Genomic DNA, 19,723 nt, shown 5'->3' with positions numbered 1-19,723 from the left:
GGTGTCCTGCCTGCACCGAACCACGAGGATCCCGATGCCCGAAGCGCTGCCCGACGCCACGCTCGCCCGCCTGTTCCGCGAAGCCCGCACCCACAACGCCATCGGTGGCGAGGTCGACGACGCCACCCTGCGCGCCCTGTACGACCTGCTGAAGTTCGGCCCCACCGAGGCCAATGCCTGCCCGGCCCGCTTCGTGTTCGTGCGTTCGCCCGAAGCCAAGGCCAGGCTGGCGCCGGCGCTGAGCGACGGCAACCGCGACAAGACCCTGGCCGCGCCGGTGACGGTGATCGTCGGCCATGACCTGGCCTTCTACGACAAGCTGCCGGTGCTGTTCCCGCACACCGACGCGCGCTCCTGGTTCGCCGGTTCGGACCAGGCGCGCCTGGAGCGCGTGGGTCTGCGCGGCTCGAGCATGCAGGGCGCCTACCTGATCCTGGCCGCGCGCGCGCTGGGCCTGGACTGCGGGCCGATGAGCGGCTTCGACAATGCGATGGTGGACGCCGCCTTCTTCGCCGGCACCTCGATCCGCTCCAACATCCTGGTCAACCTCGGCCACGGCGACCCGGCGCAGCTGTTCCCGCGCTCGCCGCGGCTGTCGTTCGACGAGGCCGCGCGCATCGAATGAGCGTGGACGGCCAGGTGGATCCGGACGGGCCGCGCCTGCGGCCGGCCGCCACACGCGCACGGTCCGCCGGCGGCGGCATCGTCGCCGTCGAAGCCTTCTCGCGCGGCGGTGCGATCGACCGCGCGTGGATGGGCTGGGGCGCGCTGCGCGTGCTGTCGCGCCAGGACTGGGCACCAGGCGCGGTGCGCGACGAAGGCCGGGTCGCGAACATGGAGCGCTTGCTGCTGGTGACCTCGGGCTCGCTCGACGCCGACTGCGGCGATCCCGGGCGCCACCGCGTTGATGCCGGCGGCCTGCTGTGGATCGGCGCGGGACACGGCCTCGGCGCCAGGCTGGCCAATGCCTCGGCCACCGCGCCCCTGCGCCTGGTGGAGTTCTGGCTGCAGCCGGACCGCGTCAATGCGCCGCCTGCGGTGGCGAGCCGTCGGGGCGGCGGCGTGGAGGTCGAACCCGGTGCCGGTGCCAGTGCCGGGAAAGGCTGGGCGCTGCTCGCGGATGGGGCCGCGGCGGCCGCCAGGATCATGCCGGAAGACCCGGCCGTACCCGCGGACGATGGCGACCCGCTGCCGCTGCGCCAGCGTGCGCGGCTGCTGGCGGCCCGGCTCGAACCCGGCTCGCGCCTGCAGCTCGCGCCGGTCGGGGCCGGCCGCTGCTGGCTGGAGGTGCTCGAGGGCGAAGCGGTCGCGCTGGCGGCCACCGCATCCGGCATGCCGCTGGCCGCCGGCGACGGCGTCGGCTGGCTGGCAGGCGACGCCGCCGCGCCGGTGTCGGTCGCCGCGTGCGGCCCCGATGCCGCGAGTCTCCTGCTCCTGACCCTGCCGGCCTGACCCGGTCGGCCTGATCCGGGCCGGCAGCGCCGCGGCAGGCTAAACTGTCCCGGTCCCCGCAGCCCTGGTTACGCACGATGTCCACCGCCCAGCCGCAGCCCGCCAACGCCCTGAAGCAGTACGAGGTGCGCCGCGCCGACCTGCCGCTGAGCTGCCCGCTGCCGTCGATGGCGCTGTGGAACTCGCACCCGCGCGTCTACCTGCCGATCGAGAGCGAGGGCGGCCAGTCCGATTGCCCGTACTGCGGCAGCCACTTCGTCCTGGTCGACTGAGCGCGGCCGCGCGCGCCGCCGGCACGTGCCCCGGCCGCTGACCGTCCTGCAGCTGCTTCCGGCCCTGGAGTCGGGCGGCGTCGAACGTTCCACACTGGAAGTGTCCGCGGCCCTGGGCGCCGCCGGGCATCGCGCGCTGGTGGCGTCCGCCGGCGGCCGGCTGCTGCCCGCGCTGCTGGAGACCGGCGCCGAGCACGTCGCGCTCGACATCGGCCGCAAGTCCGTCACCACCCTCGGCCTGGTGCGCCCGCTGCGGCGGCTGATCGCGGAGCAGGGCGTCGACATCGTGCACGCGCGCTCGCGCCTGCCGGCGTGGATCGGCTGGCGCGCGCTGCGCGGCCTGCCCGCCGCCGCGCGCCCGCGCTTCGTCACCACCGTGCACGGCCTCAACTCGCCCTCGCGCTACAGCCAGGTCATGGTCCGCGGCGAGCGCGTGGTCTGCGTGTCCGACACCGTGCGCGACTACGTCCTGCGCCATTACCCGCGGACCGAACCGGCGCGCCTGCGCGTGATCCCGCGCGGCATCGATCCGGCGGCGTTCCCGAGGGCGCCGCTGCCCGATCGCATCGCCCGGGCCGCGGCCGCCGCCGCGGATCCGCGGCTGGGCGGAGACGGCCCCGTGCTGCTGCTGCCGGGCCGCGGCACCCGACTCAAGGGCCATGCCGACGCGCTGGGCCTGCTGGCCGCGCTGCGCGCCGACGGCCTCGATGCCCGCCTGTGGATGCCCGGCGCCCGCGATCCCGCGCGCGCGGCCTACGTCGCGGAACTCGAGGCGCAGGCGCGCGAACTCGGAATCGCGGACGCGGTGGCGATCACGCCGCCCACCGCCGCCATCGCGGCGGCCTACGCCGCCAGCGACCTGGTGCTGCAGCTTTCGCGCAAGCCCGAGGCCTTCGGCCGCACCGTGGTCGAGGCGCTCTCCAGCGGTCGACCGGTGCTGGGCTGGGACCACGGCGGCGTGGGCGAACTGCTGCGCGAACTGCAGCCGGCCGGCGCCATCCCCGCATTCGACGCGCGGGCGCTGCGCACCGGCGCGCAGGCATTGCTCGCGCGCGGCGCCGCCGCAGCGGCTACGATTCCAGCGCTGCCCCTCCGCTACACGCTCCGGTCCATGCAGGACGCCACGCTTTCGGTCTATGACGAACTCCGCTGACGCCGCCCTTCCCGCCAACGGGAGCATCGCCACCGGCTGGCGCTGGGCCCCGTACTGGGTGCTGGCCTTCGTCGCGCTGTGGCCCGCGCCCGGTTACGCCGAGGGCATCGTGGTGCTCGGGGCGCTCGCGGCGATCATCAAGCTCGTCGGCAGCCGCTTCCGCGGCGGCGCGCAGCTGCTCAGCGGCCCGGCCTGGGCGCTCACCAGCGTGCTGTTCTTCGCCTACTGGCTGCCGGAGCTGCTGTCGTCGGTCGGATCGGTCGACCCGGGACGCGCGCTGCGCGAGGCCGCGGTCGACCTGCGCTACCTCCCCTTCCTCTGGCTGGTGGCGATCGCCGTCGCCGATGACCGCGGACGGCGGCTGACCTTCACCGGGCTGGCGGTGATCATCGGCCTGTGGACGCTGGACGCCCTGGTCGAAGTGGTGCTCGACACCAGCCCGCTGTTCCGGGGCATCGACGCCATCAAGCAGGCCATCAGCGACCGGCCGATGTGCGACCTCGGCGAAGTCGCGCAGGCCGACCGCCTCGGCGGCGTGCTGGGGCCCTGCAACCTGAAGCTCGGCGTGGTGCTGGCGAGCCTGTCGCCGTTCGCGCTCTACGCGGCCGGGCGGCGCTGGCGCACGGCCGGCTGGGTGGTCGCCGCGGCCGCGATCGGCGTGGTGATCGTGTTCGCCGGCTCGCGCGCCTCGTGGCTGACCTACGGCCTGGTGCTGCTGCTGTCGGGCTGGCGCCTGCTCGGCTGGCGGCGGCTGCTGGCGGTGTTCGCGGCCGGGGCGGTGGTGACGATGGCGATCGCCATCATGTCGCCCGAAGTGCGCACGCGCTTCGAGCGCACCACCCAGGCCTTCCAGGCCAGCGCCACCGGCGTCGACGCCGCGCTGTCGGGGCGCGCGCGGATCTGGGGCGCGGCGCTGTGCATGGTGCGCGAGCATCCGGTCAATGGCGTGGGCGCGCGCGGCTTCCGCGAAGCGTTCCCCGCCTGCGATCCGGATCCCGGCACGATGGCGGCCTGGGGCGACGGCCCGGCGCTGCACGCGCACCAGATCGTGCTCGAGGTGCTGAGCGAAACCGGCGTCCTGGGCCTGCTGCTGTGGCTGTCCGGCGTGGCGTTGGCCGTACGCGCCTGGCGCTATGCGGGCAAGGCCGCCCGCGAACGCGCGCGGCCGGCGATGCTCGCGCTGCTGGTGACGGTATTCCCGCTCAATACCCACCTTGCGTCGTATTCCACCTTCTGGGGCGCGCTGACCCTGATGCTGGCGGCGCTGTACGCGGGCAGCCTGCTGGCGCGCGCGGGGCAGGCGCCGGCGGACCGTGCCGATGCGGCGCCGGCTGCTCAGTAGGCGGAGCTGCCGTCGGGCTGGCGCTTGAAGCGGCGGTGGATCCAGAGGTACTGCTCCGGCGCCGCGCGCGCCATCGTCTCGATCGCGGCCATGACCTCGGCGGTGTCGGCCGTGGCATCGCGCGAGGGATAGCCCTCGCTCGCCGGGAACAGCTTCAGCGAGTAGCCGCCGTCGGCGCGCCGTGCGTGCTGGAAGAACATGACGGCCGCGCCGGACATCCGCGCCAGCTGGTGGGTCGAGGTCAGGCTGTGCGCGGGCTGGCCGAAGAACGGCACGAACACGCTGTCGCCGCGGCTGGGATCCTGGTCGGGTGCGTACCACAGCAGGCCGCCCCGCTTGAGGTGGCGCACGGAGCCGCGCAGGTCCTGCTTGGGGAACATCGCCGCGGCATAGCGCAGGCGCCCGCGGCGCACCGCCCACTCCATCGCCGGCTGCGCGTGCGGACGGTACATGCCGGCCAGCGGCACGTGGTCGCACATCAGCCGGCCGCAGGCTTCGAGGGTGGTGAAGTGGCCGCTGACCACGATCACGCCGCGGCCATCGGCGCGTGCGGCCTCCATGTGCTCGAGGCCTTCCACCACCAGGCCTTCGCGCAGCGGGGCGATCGAGCCCCACCAGGCGCGCGCGAACTCGAACAGGCCGACGCCGATCGCGGCGAAGTGTTCGCGCAGCAGCGCGTCGCGCGCGGCGGCGTCGAGGTCCGGGAAGCAGAGTTCGAGGTTGCGCGCGGCCACCCGGCGGCGCGCCGGCAGCACGCGCTGCAGCAGGCGCCCGAGCGCGCGGCCGAGCACGCGCTGCAGCGGCCACGGGATGCGTGCCAGCAGCGCCATCGCGCCGATCCCGATCCAGGTCGGCCAGTGCCGTGGGCCCAGCGGTGGCCTGTCGACGTTCGCGGTCATGCGTCGATTCTACCGGGACCCGCCCGCACGCCCGCCCGCTGCCGCGACGGCTTCGCTATCCTTGCCGCATGGAGGCCGCCCCCCGGAACCGCGCCGTCGAACGCCTGCTGCGCGGCCTGTACTCGGCCGTGCTGTACGTGCTGGTGCCCGTCACCGTCTACCACCTGATCTGGCGGGGCTTCAGGCAGGCCGAATACCTCGAGCGCTGGGGCGAGCGCTACGCCGCCTACCGCACGCCGCCGCTGGACGGCTGCATCTGGGTGCACGCGGTCTCGGTCGGCGAGGTCAACGCCGCGGCGCCGCTGGTCAATGCGCTGCTCGACCTGCGCCCGGACCTGCGCCTGCTCGTCACCACCATCACCCCGACCGGCTCGGCGCGCGTGCGTGCGCTGTGGGGCGAGCGCGTCGAACACGTCTACCTGCCCTACGACCTCTCGGGTGCGGTGCGCCGCTTCCTGGCGCACGTCCGCCCGCGGCTGGCGCTGGTGCTGGAAACCGAACTCTGGCCCAACCTGCTGTTCTGCTGCCGCGACCACGGCGTGCCGGCCTACCTGGTCAACGCGCGGCTGTCGGAGCGTTCGCTGCGCGGCTACCGCGCGCTGCGTCCGCTGGTGGGACGCGCGCTGCGCACGCTGACGCGGGTGGCCGCGCAGTCGGAGGCCGACGCCGGGCGCTTCGTGCAGCTGGGCGCGCGTCCGGACGCGGTCTCGGTGCTGGGCAACCTGAAGTTCGACATCCGCGTCGATGAAGCCGCGCGCCGCACCGCGGCCGCCTTCGCCGCCCACAGCGGCGGCCGCCGGGCCTGGATCGCGGCCAGCACGCATCCCGAGGAGGAGGCCGCGGTCATCGCCATGCACCGGCGGCTGCGCGCGCGCTGGCCGGACCTGCTGCTGCTGTGGGCGCCGCGGCATCCGGAGCGCTTCCGTCCGGTGGCCCAGGCCTGCGTCGAGGCCGGCTGGCGGGTGGCCACGCGCCAGCTGACGCAGTGGCCAGACGGCGAGGACGACGTCTTCGTGATCGACACCCTGGGCGAGCTGGTGCATTTCTACGCCTGTGCCGAAGTCGCCTTCGTCGGCGGCAGCCTGCAGCCGGTGGGCGGGCACAACCTGCTCGAGCCGGCGGCGCTGGGCGTGCCGGTCGTGACCGGGCCGCATCTGCACAACTTCGCCGACATCGCGCAGCGCATGGACGAGGCCGGCGCGCTGCGCATCGGCGCGGACGCGGACGCGGTGGCGGCGGAGCTGGAGGCCCTGCTGGGCGACGATGACGCGCGCGCCGCAATGGTGGCCGAGGGCCTGCGGCTGGTGAAGGAAGGGCGCGGCGCGCTCGCGCTGACCCTGGACATGATCACGCCGGAGTTGCCCCCGGCGTGAGGTGGTGCATCGGGACCGCCCGCGGCCTCAGCCGCCGGTGGTCGCCTGCGTGTCCGGCGTGGCGGCCTCGACGGTGAGCAGGCGGTTGATCTCCTGCACGTCGTCGATGCCCAGGGTGCCGGCGGCCTGCGCCAGCAGCAGGCGGTTCTGCAGGAAGTTGTAGCGCGCCAACGCGTACTGCTGTTCGGCGTTGAACAGGTTCTGCTGGTTGATCAGCACGTCGACCACGGTGCGGGTGCCGACTTCCAGGCCGACCTGCGAGGCCTCGTAGGCGCTGCGCGCGGAGACCAGCGCCTGGCGGCGGGCCTCGATCTCGGCCACGCCGGCGACGACAGTCTGGTAGGCATTGCGGGTGTTGCGGTCCAGCGCGCGGCGCGACTGCTCGAGCTGCTGCTGGGAAATATCGCGGCGCGAGAGCGCCTGGCGCACCTGCGACTGGGTCGCGCCGCCGGCGAAGATCGGCACGGTCAGGGTCAGGCCGACGCTGGAGCCTTCGCCGGTCGAGGTGCCGCCGACGCCGCCGGGACCGAGGTCGCCCCAGGCCGCGCCATTGTCGTAGCCGGCACCGAGCGTGAGCCGCGGCAGGTGGCCGGCACGCGCCGTGTTGACGCCGTGCTCGGACGCGCTCAGCGCGTACTCGGCCGCGCGCAGCGAGGGGTTGTTCTCCATCGCGGTGGCCAGCCAGCGGCCCAGACCATCGCCCTCGGGGGCTTCGGGCTGGAAGTCCTCGGGCAGCGCGCGCAGGGTGCGCACCGGGCGGCCGGTGATCTCGGCCAGCGCCTGGTAGGCGTCCTCGAGCGCGTTGCGCGACAGGATGGTGTTGGCGCGCGCGGCGTCGTACTGGGCGCGGGCCTCGTGCACGTCGGTGATCGGCGCCAGGCCGACCTCCAGGCGCTTGTCGGCGAAGTCGAACTGCTTCTGCAGCGCGGCCTCGGCGGCCTCGGCCGCGGCCAGCGTCTCGATGGACACCAGCACGTTGAAATAGGCGGCCGAGGTGCGCGTGATCAGCTCCTGGTTGGCGGCGTCGAGGTCGAAGCCGGCGGCAACGTCGAGGTCCTGCTGCGCGCGCAGGTTGGAGATCGCCCCGAGGTCGAACACCGTCTGGCTGAGGTCGACGCCGACGCTGCGGCGACGGGCGTCGCCGTCGACGCCGGCGGCATAGCTGCGGCTCAGCGACGCGCTGCCGTTGATCTGCGGCAGCAGCGCGGCGCGCGCCTGCACCCGGCCTTCGCGCGAGATGTCGCGGTTGGACTCCGAGATCGCCAGCTGCGTGTCGCTGTTGCGCGCCAGCTCGTAGGTCTGCAGCAGGTCTTCGGCCGAGGCCGCGGCGGGCAGGGCGAGGAGGAGCGCGAGGGCGAGGGGGCGACGGATCATCGGGGGGTCCTTGTAGGGGCGGTCAGAGCGCGAATGCCGGGACCGGCGCCGCGCCCGCCAGGTAGGCGAGGTCGGTTTCGAACAACGATTCGAGGCGCGGGCCGTTGACGTCGGCGTGCACCAGCACGGCCTCCATCGCCGGCGCGCGGCCGCGCACCACGAACAGGCGGCCGCCGGGACGCAGCCAGCCGAGGAAGCGGTCCGGAATCGCGTCCACGGCGCCGCCGACGGCGATGGCGTCGAACTGGCGGTCCGGCGTCCATGCGAAGGCGTCGGCGTGGGTGACCGAGACGTTGGTGGCGCCCTGCGCGAGCAGGGTCGCCTGGGCCTGGGCGGCGAGGTCGGCGTGTCGCTCGATCGACGTCACCGAGCGCGCCAGGCGGCCGAGGCAGGCGGCGAGGAAGCCGCTGCCGGTGCCGATGTCGAGCACGTCCTCGGTGCCGTCCAGCGCCAGCGCCTGCAGCACGCGGCCTTCCACCACCGGCTTCATCATCGATTCGCCGTGCGCCAGCGGCAGCGCGATGTCGGCATAGGCCAGCGCGCGGTGCGCGTCGGGCGCGTAGGCCTCGCGCGGCATGCGCAGGAGCACGTTGAGCACGCGGGGATCGAGCACGTCCCAGGGGCGGACCTGCTGCTCGACCATGGCTTCACGGGCTTTGGCGAAATCGAGGGTCATGGTGTCGGAGCCTGGCTGATCGGATGACCGGCCATTTTACGTCGAATCGGCGGGATTGGCCGGGACAGCATCGCCGCCGCCGGCGCGGGGCATTGAGTGCCGGAAGTCACCGGGCCGGCTGGCGGTCGTTCAGGATGCGTCCCCCGCGGCGTAGGCGCGCAGGAAGACGTCGACGGTGGCGGCGACGTGGGCCTCCATGTCGAAGCCGTGCAGCGCATCGCAGCCCATCACCAGGCGCGGGTGGAGGTCGCCGCGGAGCAGGGCGAAGAACTGGCTGGCCGCGCGCGCCGGGTCGTCGACCGCGAGTTCGCCCGCGGTGGTGCGGCGGGCGAGCAGCGCTGCGAAGCCGGCCTGCAGGTGGCCCGGCCCCGCGGCCCAGAAGCGGTTGGCGAGCGCGCAGTCGGCGCGCGTCGACGCGCACATCAGGCGGAAGCCGGACACCGCCTCGGGCGATGTCATCAGCGCGTACACCGCGCGTCCGATGCCGGCCAGGCGCTCGCGCAGCGGCTGCTGCGGCGCGGGCGTGAACAGGGCGCTCGGCACCTGCTTGTCGCAGTAGTGCTCGACGGCTTCGAAGAACAGCGCGTCCTTGTCGCCGAAATGGCTGTAGACGGTGAGCTTGGACACGCCGGCGCGGGCCGCGATCTGGTCCATGCTGACGCCTTCGAAGCCATGTTCCAGGAACAGCGACTCCGCGGCCTCCAGGATCGCCGCGCGCTTGGCGAGGTCCTTCGGACGGCCCGGGGCGGGGCGCTGGCTGGCCTGGGGGACGCTGGGTGTGGACATCGGCATCAATACTGGACCGTGTAGTTCTGTAACTATAGCATTCGCGCCTTGGCGACTTGCCGCGGACTGCGGACCGGGAGCGACGATGTCTGGGATGCGAAGGATGCGGGCTGCGGCCGTGGCCGCGATGCTGCTGGCGCTGTGCGCCTGTGGCGACGGGGGCGGGCAGGCCCCGCCCACGAGACCGGTCCTGGTGGAGCGCCCGCAGCCCGCGCCGGGGACCTCGCGCAGCTTCCCGGGCGAGATCCGCGCCCGCGCCGAAAGCCCGCTGGCCTTCCGCATCGGCGGCCAGCTGGTCCGGCGCGAGGTCGACGCCGGCGACCGGGTCACCCGCGGCCAGCTGCTGGCGGTGATCGACCAGGGCGACGTCGAAGCGCAGTCGCGCGCCGCTGCTGCCCGGCTGGCTGCCGCCGAGGCGCAGCTCAGGCGCGCCGCGGCCGATCGCGCGCGCTACGCCGCGCTGGCCGGCGACCAGCTGGTCAGCCGGTCCGCGCTCGATGCGCAGGAGGCCGCCTGGCGTGCCGCCGACGGCGAGGCGCGGGCGGCCCGCGCACAGGCCGAGGTGGCGCGCAACCAGGCCGGCTATGCCGAACTGCGCGCGCCGGTCGATGGCGTCATCGCCAGCCGTCAGGCCGAGGCGGGGCAAGTGGTCGCGGCGGGGCAGGCGGTGTTCACCCTGGCGGCCGACGACGGCCGCGAAGTCGCGATCGCGCTGCCGGAATCGGTGGTGGCCGACTTCAGCGTCGGCCAGCCGGTCGAGGTCGAACTCTGGACCGCGCCGGGCGAGCGCCTGCGCGGTCGCTTCCGCGAGATCTCCCCCGCGGCCGACCCGGTCGCGCGCACCTACGCCGCGCGGGTCGCCATCGAGGACGCCGACGCCGCGCGCGTGGCGCTCGGGCAGAGCGCCGAGGTGCACGCCGCCGGGACGGGCGCGGCGCTGTCGGTGCCGCTGTCGGCGGTGCAGGGCGGTGCAGGTGGCGAGGCCACCGTGTGGGTGTTCGACGACGGACGCGTGCGCGCGGTCGCGGTGGAGGTCGGAGACTTCGGCGCAGAGCGCGTGCCCGTGACCTCGGGTGTTGCCGCGGACGACTGGGTGGTCGTGGCCGGCGGCCATCTCCTCCGCGACGGCCAGGCCGCGCGCGCGGTGGACCGCCGCAACCGCCCGGTGGACGCGGCCCCGCGATGAGCGCCCGCTCGCGCTTCAACCTCTCCGAGTGGGCGCTGCGCAACCGCGCGCTGGTGCTCTACGTGATGCTGGTGTCGGCCCTGGTCGGTGCCTGGTCGTACCGGCAGCTGGGCCAGTCCGAGGATCCGCCCTTTACCTTCAAGGCGATGGTGGTGCGCACGCTGTGGCCGGGCGCCACCGCCGAGGACGTCGCCCGCCAGGTCACCGACCGCGTCGAGCGCGCGGTGATGGAGACCGGCCGCTACGAGATGGTCCGCTCGTATTCGCGGCCGGGCGAATCACAGGTGATCTTCATGGCGTCCGACGCGCTGCCTTCGCGCGACGTGCCCGACCTCTGGTACCAGGTGCGCAAGAAGGTCGGCGATATCCGCGCCACGCTGCCGGCGGACGTCGTGGGGCCGTTCTTCAACGACGAGTTCGGCGACACCTTCGGCAACATCTACGCGCTGACCGGCGAGGGCTTCGACTACGCCGTGCTCAAGGACTACGCCGAGCGCATCGAGCTGGAGCTGCAGCGCCAGCCCGACGTCGGCAAGGTCGAACTGATCGGCCTGCAGGACGAGAAGGTCTTCATCGAGGCCAGCAACGTGCGCCTGGCCAACCTCGGCGTGCCGCTGGCGGCGATCCAGCAGGCGCTGGCGCAGCAGAACGCGGTCACGCCCGCCGGCTTCGTCGAGACCGCCAGCGACCGCGTGCAGCTGCGCGTGGACGGCGCCTTCCGCTCCATCGACGACATCCGCGCGCTGCCGGTGCGCGCCGGCGGCCGCACCCTGCGCCTGGGCGACGTGGCCGAGGTCACCCGCGGCTACGCCGATCCCGCCGCGCCGCGCATGCGCTTCATGGGCGAGGACGCGATCGGCATCGGCATCGCGCTGCGCGAGGGCGGCGACATCCTGGCGCTGGGCGAGACCCTGGCGTCCGAGGCCGAGCGCCTGCAGGCGACGCTGCCGCTGGGCATGTCGCTGCACAAGGTCTCCGACCAGCCGGCCGCGGTGCGCGAATCGGTCGGCGAGTTCGTCAAGGTGCTGGCAGAAGCGGTGGTGATCGTGCTGCTGGTCTGCTTCTTTTCGCTGGGCGTGCGGACCGGGCTGGTGGTGGCGGTGTCGATCCCGCTGGTGCTGGCGCTGACCTTCGCGGCGATGCACGGCTTCGGCATCGGCCTGCACAAGGTCTCGCTGGGCGCGCTGGTGCTGGCGCTGGGCCTGCTGGTGGACGACGCCATCATCGCCGTGGAGATGATGGCCATCCGCATGGAGCAGGGCGACAGCCGCTTCACCGCCGCCGGCTATGCCTGGTCGCACACCGCCTTCCCGATGCTGACCGGAACGCTCGTGACCGCCGCCGGCTTCCTGCCGATCGCGACCGCGGCCTCGTCCGTGGGCGAGTACACGCGCTCGCTGTTCCAGGTGGTGACGATCGCGCTGGTGGTGTCGTGGATCGCGGCGGTGCTGTTCATTCCCTGGCTGGGCGAAAAGATGCTGCCGGACTTCGCCGGGGCACGGCCGCCGAAGCCCGGCTCGCTGGCCGCGCGCCACCGCGCCTGGCGCGAGCGCCTGGCCGACCGCTGGCCGCAGTACGCCTTCGTGCTGGCGCCGCGCGAGCCGCACGCGCACGACCACGATCCCTACCAGCGCCCGTTCTACCGCCGCCTGCGCCGCCTGCTGGACGGGTGCCTGGTGCATCGCTGGCTGGTGATCGCGGCGACGGTGGCGCTGCTGGTGCTGTCGCTGCTCGGCTTCCGCTTCGTGCCGCAGCAGTTCTTCCCGGATTCGCAGCGGCTGGAGCTGATGGTCGACCTCGAGCTGGCCGAAGGCGCGTCGCTGCGCGCCACCGACGCGGCCGCGCGCCGCCTGGAGGCGCTGCTCGCGGAGCGCGAGGGGATCGAGAACCACGTCGCCTACGTCGGCAGCGGCTCGCCGCGCTTCTACCTGCCGCTGGACCAGCAGCTGCCGCAGACCAACCTTGCCCAGTTCGTGGTGCTTGCGCGCGACGTCGAGTCGCGCGAGGCGCTGCGCGACTGGCTGATCGACGAGGCCGCGCCGCTGTTCCCGGAGCTGCAGCTGCGCGTGACCCGGCTGGAAAACGGCCCGCCGGTGGGCTATCCGGTGCAGTTCCGCGTCTCCGGCGAGCACGCCGACCGCGCGCGGGAGATCGCCCGCCAGGTCGCCGACCAGGTGCGCGCGAATCCGCACGTGGCCAACGTCAACCTCGACTGGGACGAGCCCAGCAAGGTCGTGCGCCTGGTGGTCGACCAGGATCGCGCGCGGGTGCTGGGCGTGGACTCGCAGGGGCTGGCGCGCTTCCTGTCGGCCTCGCTGTCGGGTCGGTCGGTGGCCGTGTACCGCGAAGGCGACGAGCTGATCGAGGTGCTGGTGCGTGGCCCCCTCGACGAGCGCACCGGGCTCGACGCGCTCGGCGACCTGGTCGTGCACGGCGCCGACGGCACGCCGGTGCCGCTGTCGCAGGTCGCGCGCCTGGAATACGCCTTCGAGGACGGCATCATCTGGCACCGCGACCGGCTGCCCACGGTCACCGTGCGCGCCGACGTGCGCGGCGATGCGATGCCGGCCAGCGTGGTGGCGGAGATCCTGCCGACCCTCGAGGGGATCCGAAACGCGCTGCCGGCCGGCTACCTGCTCGAGACCGGTGGCACCCTGGAGGACTCGGCGCGCGGCCAGGATTCGATCCGGGCGGGCATGCCGCTGTTCCTGTTCGCGGTGGCGACGCTGCTGATGCTGCAGCTGCGCAGCTTCCCGCGCAGCCTGCTGGTGTTCGCGACCGCGCCGCTGGGGCTGGTGGGCGCGGTGCTGTTCCTGCTGGTGTTCCGCGTGCCCTTCGGCTTCGTGGCGCTGCTGGGCACGATCGCGCTGGCCGGCATGGTGATGCGCAACTCGATCATCCTCGTCGACCAGATCCAGCAGGACATCGACGCCGGGCATGCGCGCTGGGACGCGGTGATCGATGCCACCGTGCGCCGCTTCCGCCCGATCGTGCTGACCGCGCTGGCGGCGATCCTGGCGATGATCCCGCTGTCGCGCAGCGTGTTCTTCGGGCCGATGGCGGTGGCGATCATGGGCGGGCTGACGGTGGCGACCGTGCTGACCCTGCTGTTCGTGCCGGCGCTGTACGCGGCGTGGTTCCGCGTGAAGCGCGACGAAGCGCCGCCGCCCGCGCCCGCGGCGCCATCGCCGCCTGATCCGCGCCGCAGCCTCCCAGGAGGAGCGGCTACAGCCGCGACCGGGCTGGCCTGGTCTCCGGGCGAACAGGCGCGCACCGGCCGGGCGCAGCTGTAGCCGCTCCTACAGGGGCAGGGCCGGCGGGTCGAGGAGTCCGGCGCGCGGACCCGCCACCGGCGAGACGTGTGCCCGGGCGGTTACTCCGGTGGCGGTGAAGCCGGCGACCATGTCCGGCGCCGCCGCCTCGGCCGCGGCGCGCGATGCGAACCACGCGAAGCAGCTCGGGCCCCCGCCGGAGATGCTGGCGCCGAGCGCGCCGTGGTCGAGCGCGGCCTGCTTCACCGCGGCGAAGCCCTGGATGAGCGGCGCGCGGCGCGGCTCGACCAGCACGTCGTGCAGGCCGTCGGCGATCAGGCCGGCGTCGCCGCGCGCCAGCCCGGTGAGGAAGAGCGCCAGGTGCGACGAGTGCCGCACCACTTGGGCCAGCGGATAGGGCTCGGCCAGGACCGCGCGTGCCTGGCGGGTTTCCAGCACCAGGTCCGGCTGCACCGCCACGCAGTGCAGCCAGTCCGGCACGTCGAGCCTCAGCAGGCGGGTGGACGTCGCCAGCGCCACGCCGCCGACCAGCATCGGGCCGACGTTGTCGCCTTGGTGGCTGTGGGTCGAGGCCCATTCGCCTTCCAGTGCGAAGGGATAGAGCGCCTCGCGCGCGAGCGGCCGTTCGAGCAGCGCATTGGCGGCGACCAGCGCGGCCACGCAGGACGCCGCCGAGCCGGCAAGGCCGGAGCCCAGCGGAATGCCCTTGTCGAGTTCGACCGCGAAGCCGTGCGGCAGTGCCAGCGCCGAGCGCAGCTGCATCAGGGCGCGGCCGGCGGTGTTGGCTTCGGCGTCGAGGGGGATGCGGTCGATGCCGCGCACCTTGCCGCGGACCGCATCGATCCGCACCACGGGCTCGTCGATGCGACGCACGGTGGCGACGTCGCGCGGTCCCTCGATCACGTGTCCGAGCAGGTCGAAACCCACGCCGATGTTGCCCACGCCCGCGGGTGCGAATGCACGGGCCTGCCGATGCGATGCGTCCATGCGCGGGATTGTCCCATCGTGCCCGGTGCCGCGACAGCGCGGCGGTCGCCGCGGTGCACGCGGACGCCCCGGCCGGCGCGTGCTGCGGCGCGGCAACGCCCGCCCGTGCCTGCGGCCTAGACTGGGGCCGCGAGCGACGACCGGCGCGTCCGGCCAGCCAGCCACGGGGGTCGCAGTGGAGCCGACCGATATCCGCAATCCCGACACCTTCCACCGGGTCGTCGATTGCCAGTGGGCCTGCCCGGCGCACACGCCGGTGCCCGAGTACATCCGCCTCATCGCCGCCGGCCGCCATGCCGACGCATACATGGTCAACTGGGCGAGCAACGTCTTCCCGGGCATCCTCGGCCGCACCTGCGACCGACCCTGCGAGCCCGCCTGCCGCCGCGGCCGGGTCGAGGAGAACAACGGCCCGGCCTCGATGCGCGAGAAGCCGGAGCCCGTGGCGATCTGCCGGCTCAAGCGCGTCTGCGCGGACCACAAGGGCGACGTGCGTGCGCGCATGCCGAAGCCGGCGGCGCGGCGCAACGGCCGCCGCATCGCCTGCGTCGGTGCCGGACCCTCGTCGCTGACCGTGGCCCGCGACCTGGCGCCGCTGGGCTACGCGGTGACCGTGTTCGAGGCCGATCCGAAGGCCGGCGGCTTCATGCGCACCCAGGTGCCGCGCTTCCGCCTGCCCGAGTCGGTGATCGACGAGGAGACCGGCTACATCCTCGACATGGGGGTCGAGTTCATCGGCGGCACCCGCATCGACTCGATGCGCACGCTGCTGGAACAGGGCTACGACGCGGTCTTTGTCGGCAGCGGCGCGCCGCGGGGGCGCGATCTCGACCTGCCCGGGCGCGCGGAGTGCGCGGCCGGCATCCACGTCGGCCTCGACTGGCTGGCGAACGTGTACTTCGGCCACGTCACCCGCGTCGGCCGCCGCGTGCTGGTGCTGGGCGGCGGCAATACGGCCATGGACTGCTGCCGCTCGGCGCGCCGGCTCGGCGGCGAGGACGTGACGGTCGTGGTCCGTTCGGGCTTCGACGAGATGAAAGCGAGTCCGTGGGAGAAGGAGGACGCGATGCACGAGGGCATCCCGATCCTCGACTACCGCGTGCCCAAGGCCTTCGAGCACGCCAGCGGCCGGCTGACCGGCATGCGCTTCGAGCGCGTGCGCGCCGGGTACGACGCCGATGGCCGCCGCCGGCTGGTGCCCACAGGGGAGCCGGACGACGTCATCGCCTGCGACGAGGTGCTGATCGCGGTCGGCCAGGAGAACGCGTTCCCCTGGATCGAGCGTGACCTCGGCATCGATTTCGACCAGTGGGGAATGCCGGTCGTCGACCGGATCACGCACCAGTCCACGCTGCCGCACGTGCTGTTCGGCGGCGACGCCGCGTTCGGGCCGAAGAACATCATCTGGGCCGTCGCCCACGGCCATGCCGCGGCGATCTCGATCGACCGTCTGCTGCAGGGCGGCGACACGCGCGCTCGCCCGGCGCCGGGCGTCACCCTCGATTCCCAGAAGATGGGCATCCACGAATGGCGCTACGACAACGCGGTCTCGCACGACGAGCGCTTCGCGGTGCCGTGGTCGGAGGCGGCGAAGAAGCTCGACAGCATGCACGTCGAGGTCGAGCTGGGCTTCGACGCTGCCACCGCGTGGAAGGAAACCCGGCGCTGCCTCAACTGCGACGTGCAGACCGTGTTCACCCGCGACAAGTGCATCGAGTGCGACGCCTGCGTCGACATCTGCCCGACCGACTGCATCACCTTCACCGCCAACGGCGAGGAGGCGGAGCTGCGCACGCGGCTGACCGCGCCGGCGCTCAATACCGGGCAGCCGCTGTACGTCTCGGGGCCGCTGAAGACCAGCCGGGTGATGGTCAAGGACGAGGACGTCTGCCTGCACTGCGGGCTGTGCGCCGAGCGCTGTCCCACCGGCGCCTGGGACATGCAGAAGTTCCTGCTGCTCGAGACCCGCGCCGGTGGCGATCGCCGCCCGTCGTGCGGGCGGGAGGCCGCATGACCCCTGCGCACTCCCCGCTGCGGGCGGTCAACGATTTCGTCGTCAAGTTCGCCAACGTCAACGGCTCGGGTTCGGCCTCGGCCAACGAGCTGTTCGCGAAGGCGATCCTGCGCATGGGCGTGCCGGTGGCGCCGCGCAACATCTTCCCCTCCAACATCCAGGGCCTGCCGACCTGGTACGAGGTGCGGATCAGCGAGGCCGGCTGGCTCGGTCGCCGCGGCGGCGTCGACCTGATGGTGGCGATGAACCCGCAGACCTGGGACGCCGACGTCGCCGAAATCGAGCCGGGCGGCTACCTGCTGTACGACGGCAGCAAGCCGCTGCCGCCGTCGCGCCTGCGCGACGACGTCACCGCCATCGGCGTGCCGCTGACCGAGCTGTGCAACGCGGCGTGGAGCGATCCGCGCCAGCGCCAGCTGTTCAAGAACATCATGTACGTCGGCGCGCTGTCGGCGCTGCTGGACATCGACCCGGAGGTGGTGGAGGCGCTGATCGGCGAGCAGTACCGCTCGAAAGCGAAGCTGGTGCCGCCCAACGTCCAGGCCATGCGCATCGGCCGCGACTGGGTGCTGGGGCACCTGCCGCATCCGCTCGGCCTGCGCGTGCAGCGCGCCGACGCCGTGGGCGACAGGATCTTCGCCGAGGGCAACGATGCCGCGGCGCTGGGCTGCGTGTACGGCGGTGCCACCGTCTGTGCCTGGTACCCGATCACGCCGTCGTCCTCGCTGGCGGAGGCGTTCCAGACGTACTGCGGCAGGTTCCGCGTCGACGGGGACGGCCGGGCGAAGTTCGCGATCATCCAGGCCGAGGACGAGATCGCGTCGATCGGCATGGTTGTGGGCGCCGGCTGGAACGGCGCGCGCGCGTTCACCACCACGTCGGGGCCGGGCGTGTCGCTGATGAACGAGTTCATCGGCCTGGCCTACTTCGCCGAGATCCCGGTGACCATCATCGACGTGCAGCGCGGCGGGCCCTCCACCGGCATGCCGACGCGCACCCAGCAGTCCGACGTCCTCGCCTGCGCGCATGCGTCGCACGGCGACACGAAGCACGTGCTGCTGTTTCCGGAGGATCCGCGCGAGTGCTTCGACTTCTCGGCCGCGGCGCTGGACCTCGCCGAGCGGCTGCAGACGCCGGTGTTCGTGCTCACCGACCTCGACATCGGCATGAACCAGCGCCTGTGCGCGCCGTTCGAGTGGGACGACGCGCGCGCCTACGACCGCGGCAAGGTGATGGGCGCCGAGGACCTCGAAGAGGGTCGCGAGTTCGCGCGCTACAAGGACGTCGACGGTGACGGCATCCCGTGGCGGACATGGCCGGGCACCCACCCGGACAAGGGCGCGTACTTCACCCGCGGCACCTCCCGCGACCCGCAGGCGCAGTACTCGGAGCGCGGGCCGGACTACGTCTACAACATGCAGCGCCTGCTGCGGAAGTTCGACACCGCCAAGAGCCTGGTGCCGCAGCCTGTCGTCGAACAGGCCACGCCGCCGGCGCACTGCGGCGCAATCTTCCACGGATCGACCAGCCCTGCGATGGCCGAGGCCGTCGACCAGCTGCGCGGGGCCGGCATCGCGATCGACACGCTGCGGGTGCGCGCCTATCCCTTCCCGGACTCCGTGCGTGACTTCATCGAGGCCCATGAGCGGGTGTTCGTGGTCGAGCAGAACCGCGATGCGCAGCTGCGCCTGCTGCTCATCGACGCCTTCGGCACCGATCCGGCGAGGCTGGTGGCGGTGCTGCACTACGACGGCACGCCGGTCACCGCGCGCTTCATCGCCGGCGCGATCCAGGCGCACATGCAGGCCGTCGACGGCCGGGAGAAGGTCGCATGACGTACCTCGCCAAGCCTCGCCTGCACCACCCGACGCTGCCGCGCAACGCGATCGGGTTCACCCGCCGCGACTACGAGGGCAAGATCAGCACGCTCTGCGCGGGCTGCGGCCACGACTCCATCTCGGCGGCGGTCATCCAGGCCTGCTGGGAGCTCGACATCCAGCCGCACCGGCTCGCCAAGCTCTCCGGCATCGGCTGCAGCTCCAAGACCCCTGACTACTTCCTGGGCCAGTCGCACGGCTTCAACACCGTGCACGGGCGCATGCCCAGCGTCCTCACCGGCGCCAACCTCGCCAACCGCTCGCTGCTCTACCTCGGCGTCTCCGGTGACGGCGACTCGGCCTCCATCGGCATCGGCCAGTTCGTGCATGCGATCCGCCGCGGCGTGGACATGGCCTACATCGTCGAGAACAACGGCGTGTACGGGCTGACCAAGGGGCAGTTCTCGGCCACCGCCGACCAGGGCTCGGTCTCTAAGCGCGGGGTCGCCAACAGCGACAGCCCGCTGGACCTGGTGATGATGGCGCTGCAGCTGGGCGCGACCTATGTCGGCCGCGGCTTCTCCGGCGACAAGGGCCAGCTGGTACCGCTGATCAAGGGCGCGCTCACGCATCGTGGCGCGGCCTTCATCGACGTCATCAGTCCCTGCGTGGCGTTCAACAACCACGCCGGCAGCACCCGCAGCTACGACCATGTGCGCGAGCACAACGAGGCGGTGAACCGCCTGGACGTGGTCCCGGCGCGCGACGCCATCGAGATCGAACAGGGGGCTGGCGACACGCTCGACGTGGTCCAGCACGACGGCAGCGTCCTGCGCCTGCACCGGCTCGACGACGGCTACGACCCGCGCGACCGCATCGCGGCCATGAACCTGCTGCAGCAGCGCCAGGCACGCGGCGAAGTGGTCACCGGCCTGCTCCACGTCGACCCGGCGGCCGGGGACCTGCACGGACACCTCGGCACCGTGGCCACGCCGCTGAACGCGCTGGGCGCCGCCGAGCTTTCCCCGGGCGCTTCCGCACTGGCCGCGATCAATGCCGCCCTGCGCTGATCCCCTCCGTGGGCCCCGGCATTGGCGCCGGCACCGGCGGTCGTGGTCCA

Annotated in this window: 16 protein-coding genes; 11 read left to right on the top strand and 5 right to left on the bottom strand. The window is 73.1% G+C overall.

The genetic code is table 11. The features are described from left to right. The first annotated feature begins 28 nt into the window (after positions 1-28). The 5 genes from H9645_RS08615 to H9645_RS08595 all read left to right on the top strand — a co-directional run bounded on the left by H9645_RS08615 (position 29) and on the right by H9645_RS08595 (position 4,219). Entirely contained in the window at positions 29-625 is a 597-nt protein-coding gene (locus tag H9645_RS08615; protein WP_318240527.1) for a malonic semialdehyde reductase, read from the top strand. Beyond that, positions 622-1,452, top strand: coding sequence for a pirin family protein (locus H9645_RS08610; RefSeq protein WP_191729303.1), 831 nt, complete (start codon positions 622-624; stop codon positions 1,450-1,452). Before H9645_RS08615 ends, H9645_RS08610 begins: the two co-directional genes overlap by 4 nt. Before the next feature lie 77 nt (positions 1,453-1,529). After that, a complete protein-coding gene (locus tag H9645_RS08605) occupies positions 1,530-1,724 on the top strand; it encodes a zinc-finger domain-containing protein (protein WP_191729302.1) in 195 nt (64 codons plus the stop codon). 25 nt (positions 1,725-1,749) lie between these two features. Then, the gene (locus H9645_RS08600; RefSeq protein WP_191729301.1) at positions 1,750-2,877 is read left to right on the top strand and encodes a glycosyltransferase; all 1,128 of its coding nucleotides are present in this window, start codon (positions 1,750-1,752) and stop codon (positions 2,875-2,877) included. Beyond that, entirely contained in the window at positions 2,861-4,219 is a 1,359-nt protein-coding gene (locus H9645_RS08595; RefSeq protein ID WP_191729300.1) for an O-antigen ligase family protein, read from the top strand. The genes H9645_RS08600 and H9645_RS08595 overlap by 17 nt, the downstream gene beginning before the upstream one ends. Here H9645_RS08595 and lpxL read toward each other — a convergent pair. Beyond that, complete coding sequence (gene lpxL / locus H9645_RS08590) at positions 4,213-5,118, bottom strand: LpxL/LpxP family Kdo(2)-lipid IV(A) lauroyl/palmitoleoyl acyltransferase (protein WP_191729299.1); 906 nt, start codon at positions 5,116-5,118, stop codon at positions 4,213-4,215. The two genes, H9645_RS08595 and lpxL, sit on opposite strands and share 7 nt — an antisense overlap. A gap of 68 nt (positions 5,119-5,186) precedes the next feature. Here lpxL and waaA point away from each other — a divergent pair, with 68 nt between their 5' ends. After that, entirely contained in the window at positions 5,187-6,491 is a 1,305-nt protein-coding gene (gene waaA, locus H9645_RS08585; RefSeq protein WP_191729298.1) for a lipid IV(A) 3-deoxy-D-manno-octulosonic acid transferase, read from the top strand. 27 nt (positions 6,492-6,518) lie between these two features. Here the strand turns inward: waaA and H9645_RS08580 are convergent, their stop codons facing one another. From H9645_RS08580 to H9645_RS08570, 3 genes are all read right to left on the bottom strand, one after another. Next, positions 6,519-7,865: a TolC family outer membrane protein gene (locus H9645_RS08580; protein WP_191729297.1), complete on the bottom strand. Its 1,347-nt coding sequence runs from the start codon at positions 7,863-7,865 to the stop codon at positions 6,519-6,521. Positions 7,866-7,887: 22 nt separating this feature from the next. Then, entirely contained in the window at positions 7,888-8,541 is a 654-nt protein-coding gene (locus tag H9645_RS08575; protein WP_191729296.1) for a protein-L-isoaspartate O-methyltransferase family protein, read from the bottom strand. 129 nt (positions 8,542-8,670) lie between these two features. Beyond that, positions 8,671-9,327 carry a TetR/AcrR family transcriptional regulator gene (locus H9645_RS08570; protein ID WP_191729295.1) on the bottom strand — a complete coding sequence of 219 codons (657 nt, stop codon included), beginning with the start codon at positions 9,325-9,327 and terminating at the stop codon, positions 8,671-8,673. 94 nt (positions 9,328-9,421) lie between these two features. Between H9645_RS08570 and H9645_RS08565 the strand changes: the two genes are divergently transcribed. Further along, on the top strand, positions 9,422-10,513 hold the full coding sequence (locus H9645_RS08565) for an efflux RND transporter periplasmic adaptor subunit (protein ID WP_425490223.1): 1,092 nt from the start codon (positions 9,422-9,424) through the stop codon (positions 10,511-10,513). Further along, positions 10,510-13,806: an efflux RND transporter permease subunit gene (locus H9645_RS08560; protein WP_191729293.1), complete on the top strand. Its 3,297-nt coding sequence runs from the start codon at positions 10,510-10,512 to the stop codon at positions 13,804-13,806. The genes H9645_RS08565 and H9645_RS08560 overlap by 4 nt, the downstream gene beginning before the upstream one ends. 6 nt (positions 13,807-13,812) lie before the next feature. Here the strand turns inward: H9645_RS08560 and H9645_RS08555 are convergent, their stop codons facing one another. Continuing rightward, the gene (locus H9645_RS08555; RefSeq protein WP_191729292.1) at positions 13,813-14,772 is read right to left on the bottom strand and encodes a homoserine kinase; all 960 of its coding nucleotides are present in this window, start codon (positions 14,770-14,772) and stop codon (positions 13,813-13,815) included. Positions 14,773-14,947: 175 nt separating this feature from the next. Here H9645_RS08555 and H9645_RS08550 point away from each other — a divergent pair, with 175 nt between their 5' ends. The 3 genes from H9645_RS08550 to H9645_RS08540 are packed head-to-tail and all read left to right on the top strand — an operon-like array spanning position 14,948 to position 19,673. Further along, positions 14,948-16,786 (top strand): FAD-dependent oxidoreductase, encoded by a 1,839-nt coding sequence (locus H9645_RS08550; protein WP_191729291.1) that lies wholly within the window; start codon positions 14,948-14,950, stop codon positions 16,784-16,786. Beyond that, positions 16,783-18,621, top strand: coding sequence for a 2-oxoacid:acceptor oxidoreductase subunit alpha (locus H9645_RS08545; protein ID WP_191729290.1), 1,839 nt, complete (start codon positions 16,783-16,785; stop codon positions 18,619-18,621). The genes H9645_RS08550 and H9645_RS08545 overlap by 4 nt, the downstream gene beginning before the upstream one ends. After that, positions 18,618-19,673, top strand: coding sequence for a 2-oxoacid:ferredoxin oxidoreductase subunit beta (locus H9645_RS08540; RefSeq protein ID WP_191729289.1), 1,056 nt, complete (start codon positions 18,618-18,620; stop codon positions 19,671-19,673). Before H9645_RS08545 ends, H9645_RS08540 begins: the two co-directional genes overlap by 4 nt. Positions 19,674-19,723: the final 50 nt, after the last annotated feature.

Source organism: Luteimonas colneyensis, from assembly GCF_014836665.1.
Classification (GTDB): Bacteria; Pseudomonadota; Gammaproteobacteria; order Xanthomonadales; family Xanthomonadaceae; genus Luteimonas; species Luteimonas colneyensis.
The sequence above is the reverse complement of the archived record's forward strand: the minus strand, read 5'-3'. Positions and strand labels throughout refer to the sequence as shown.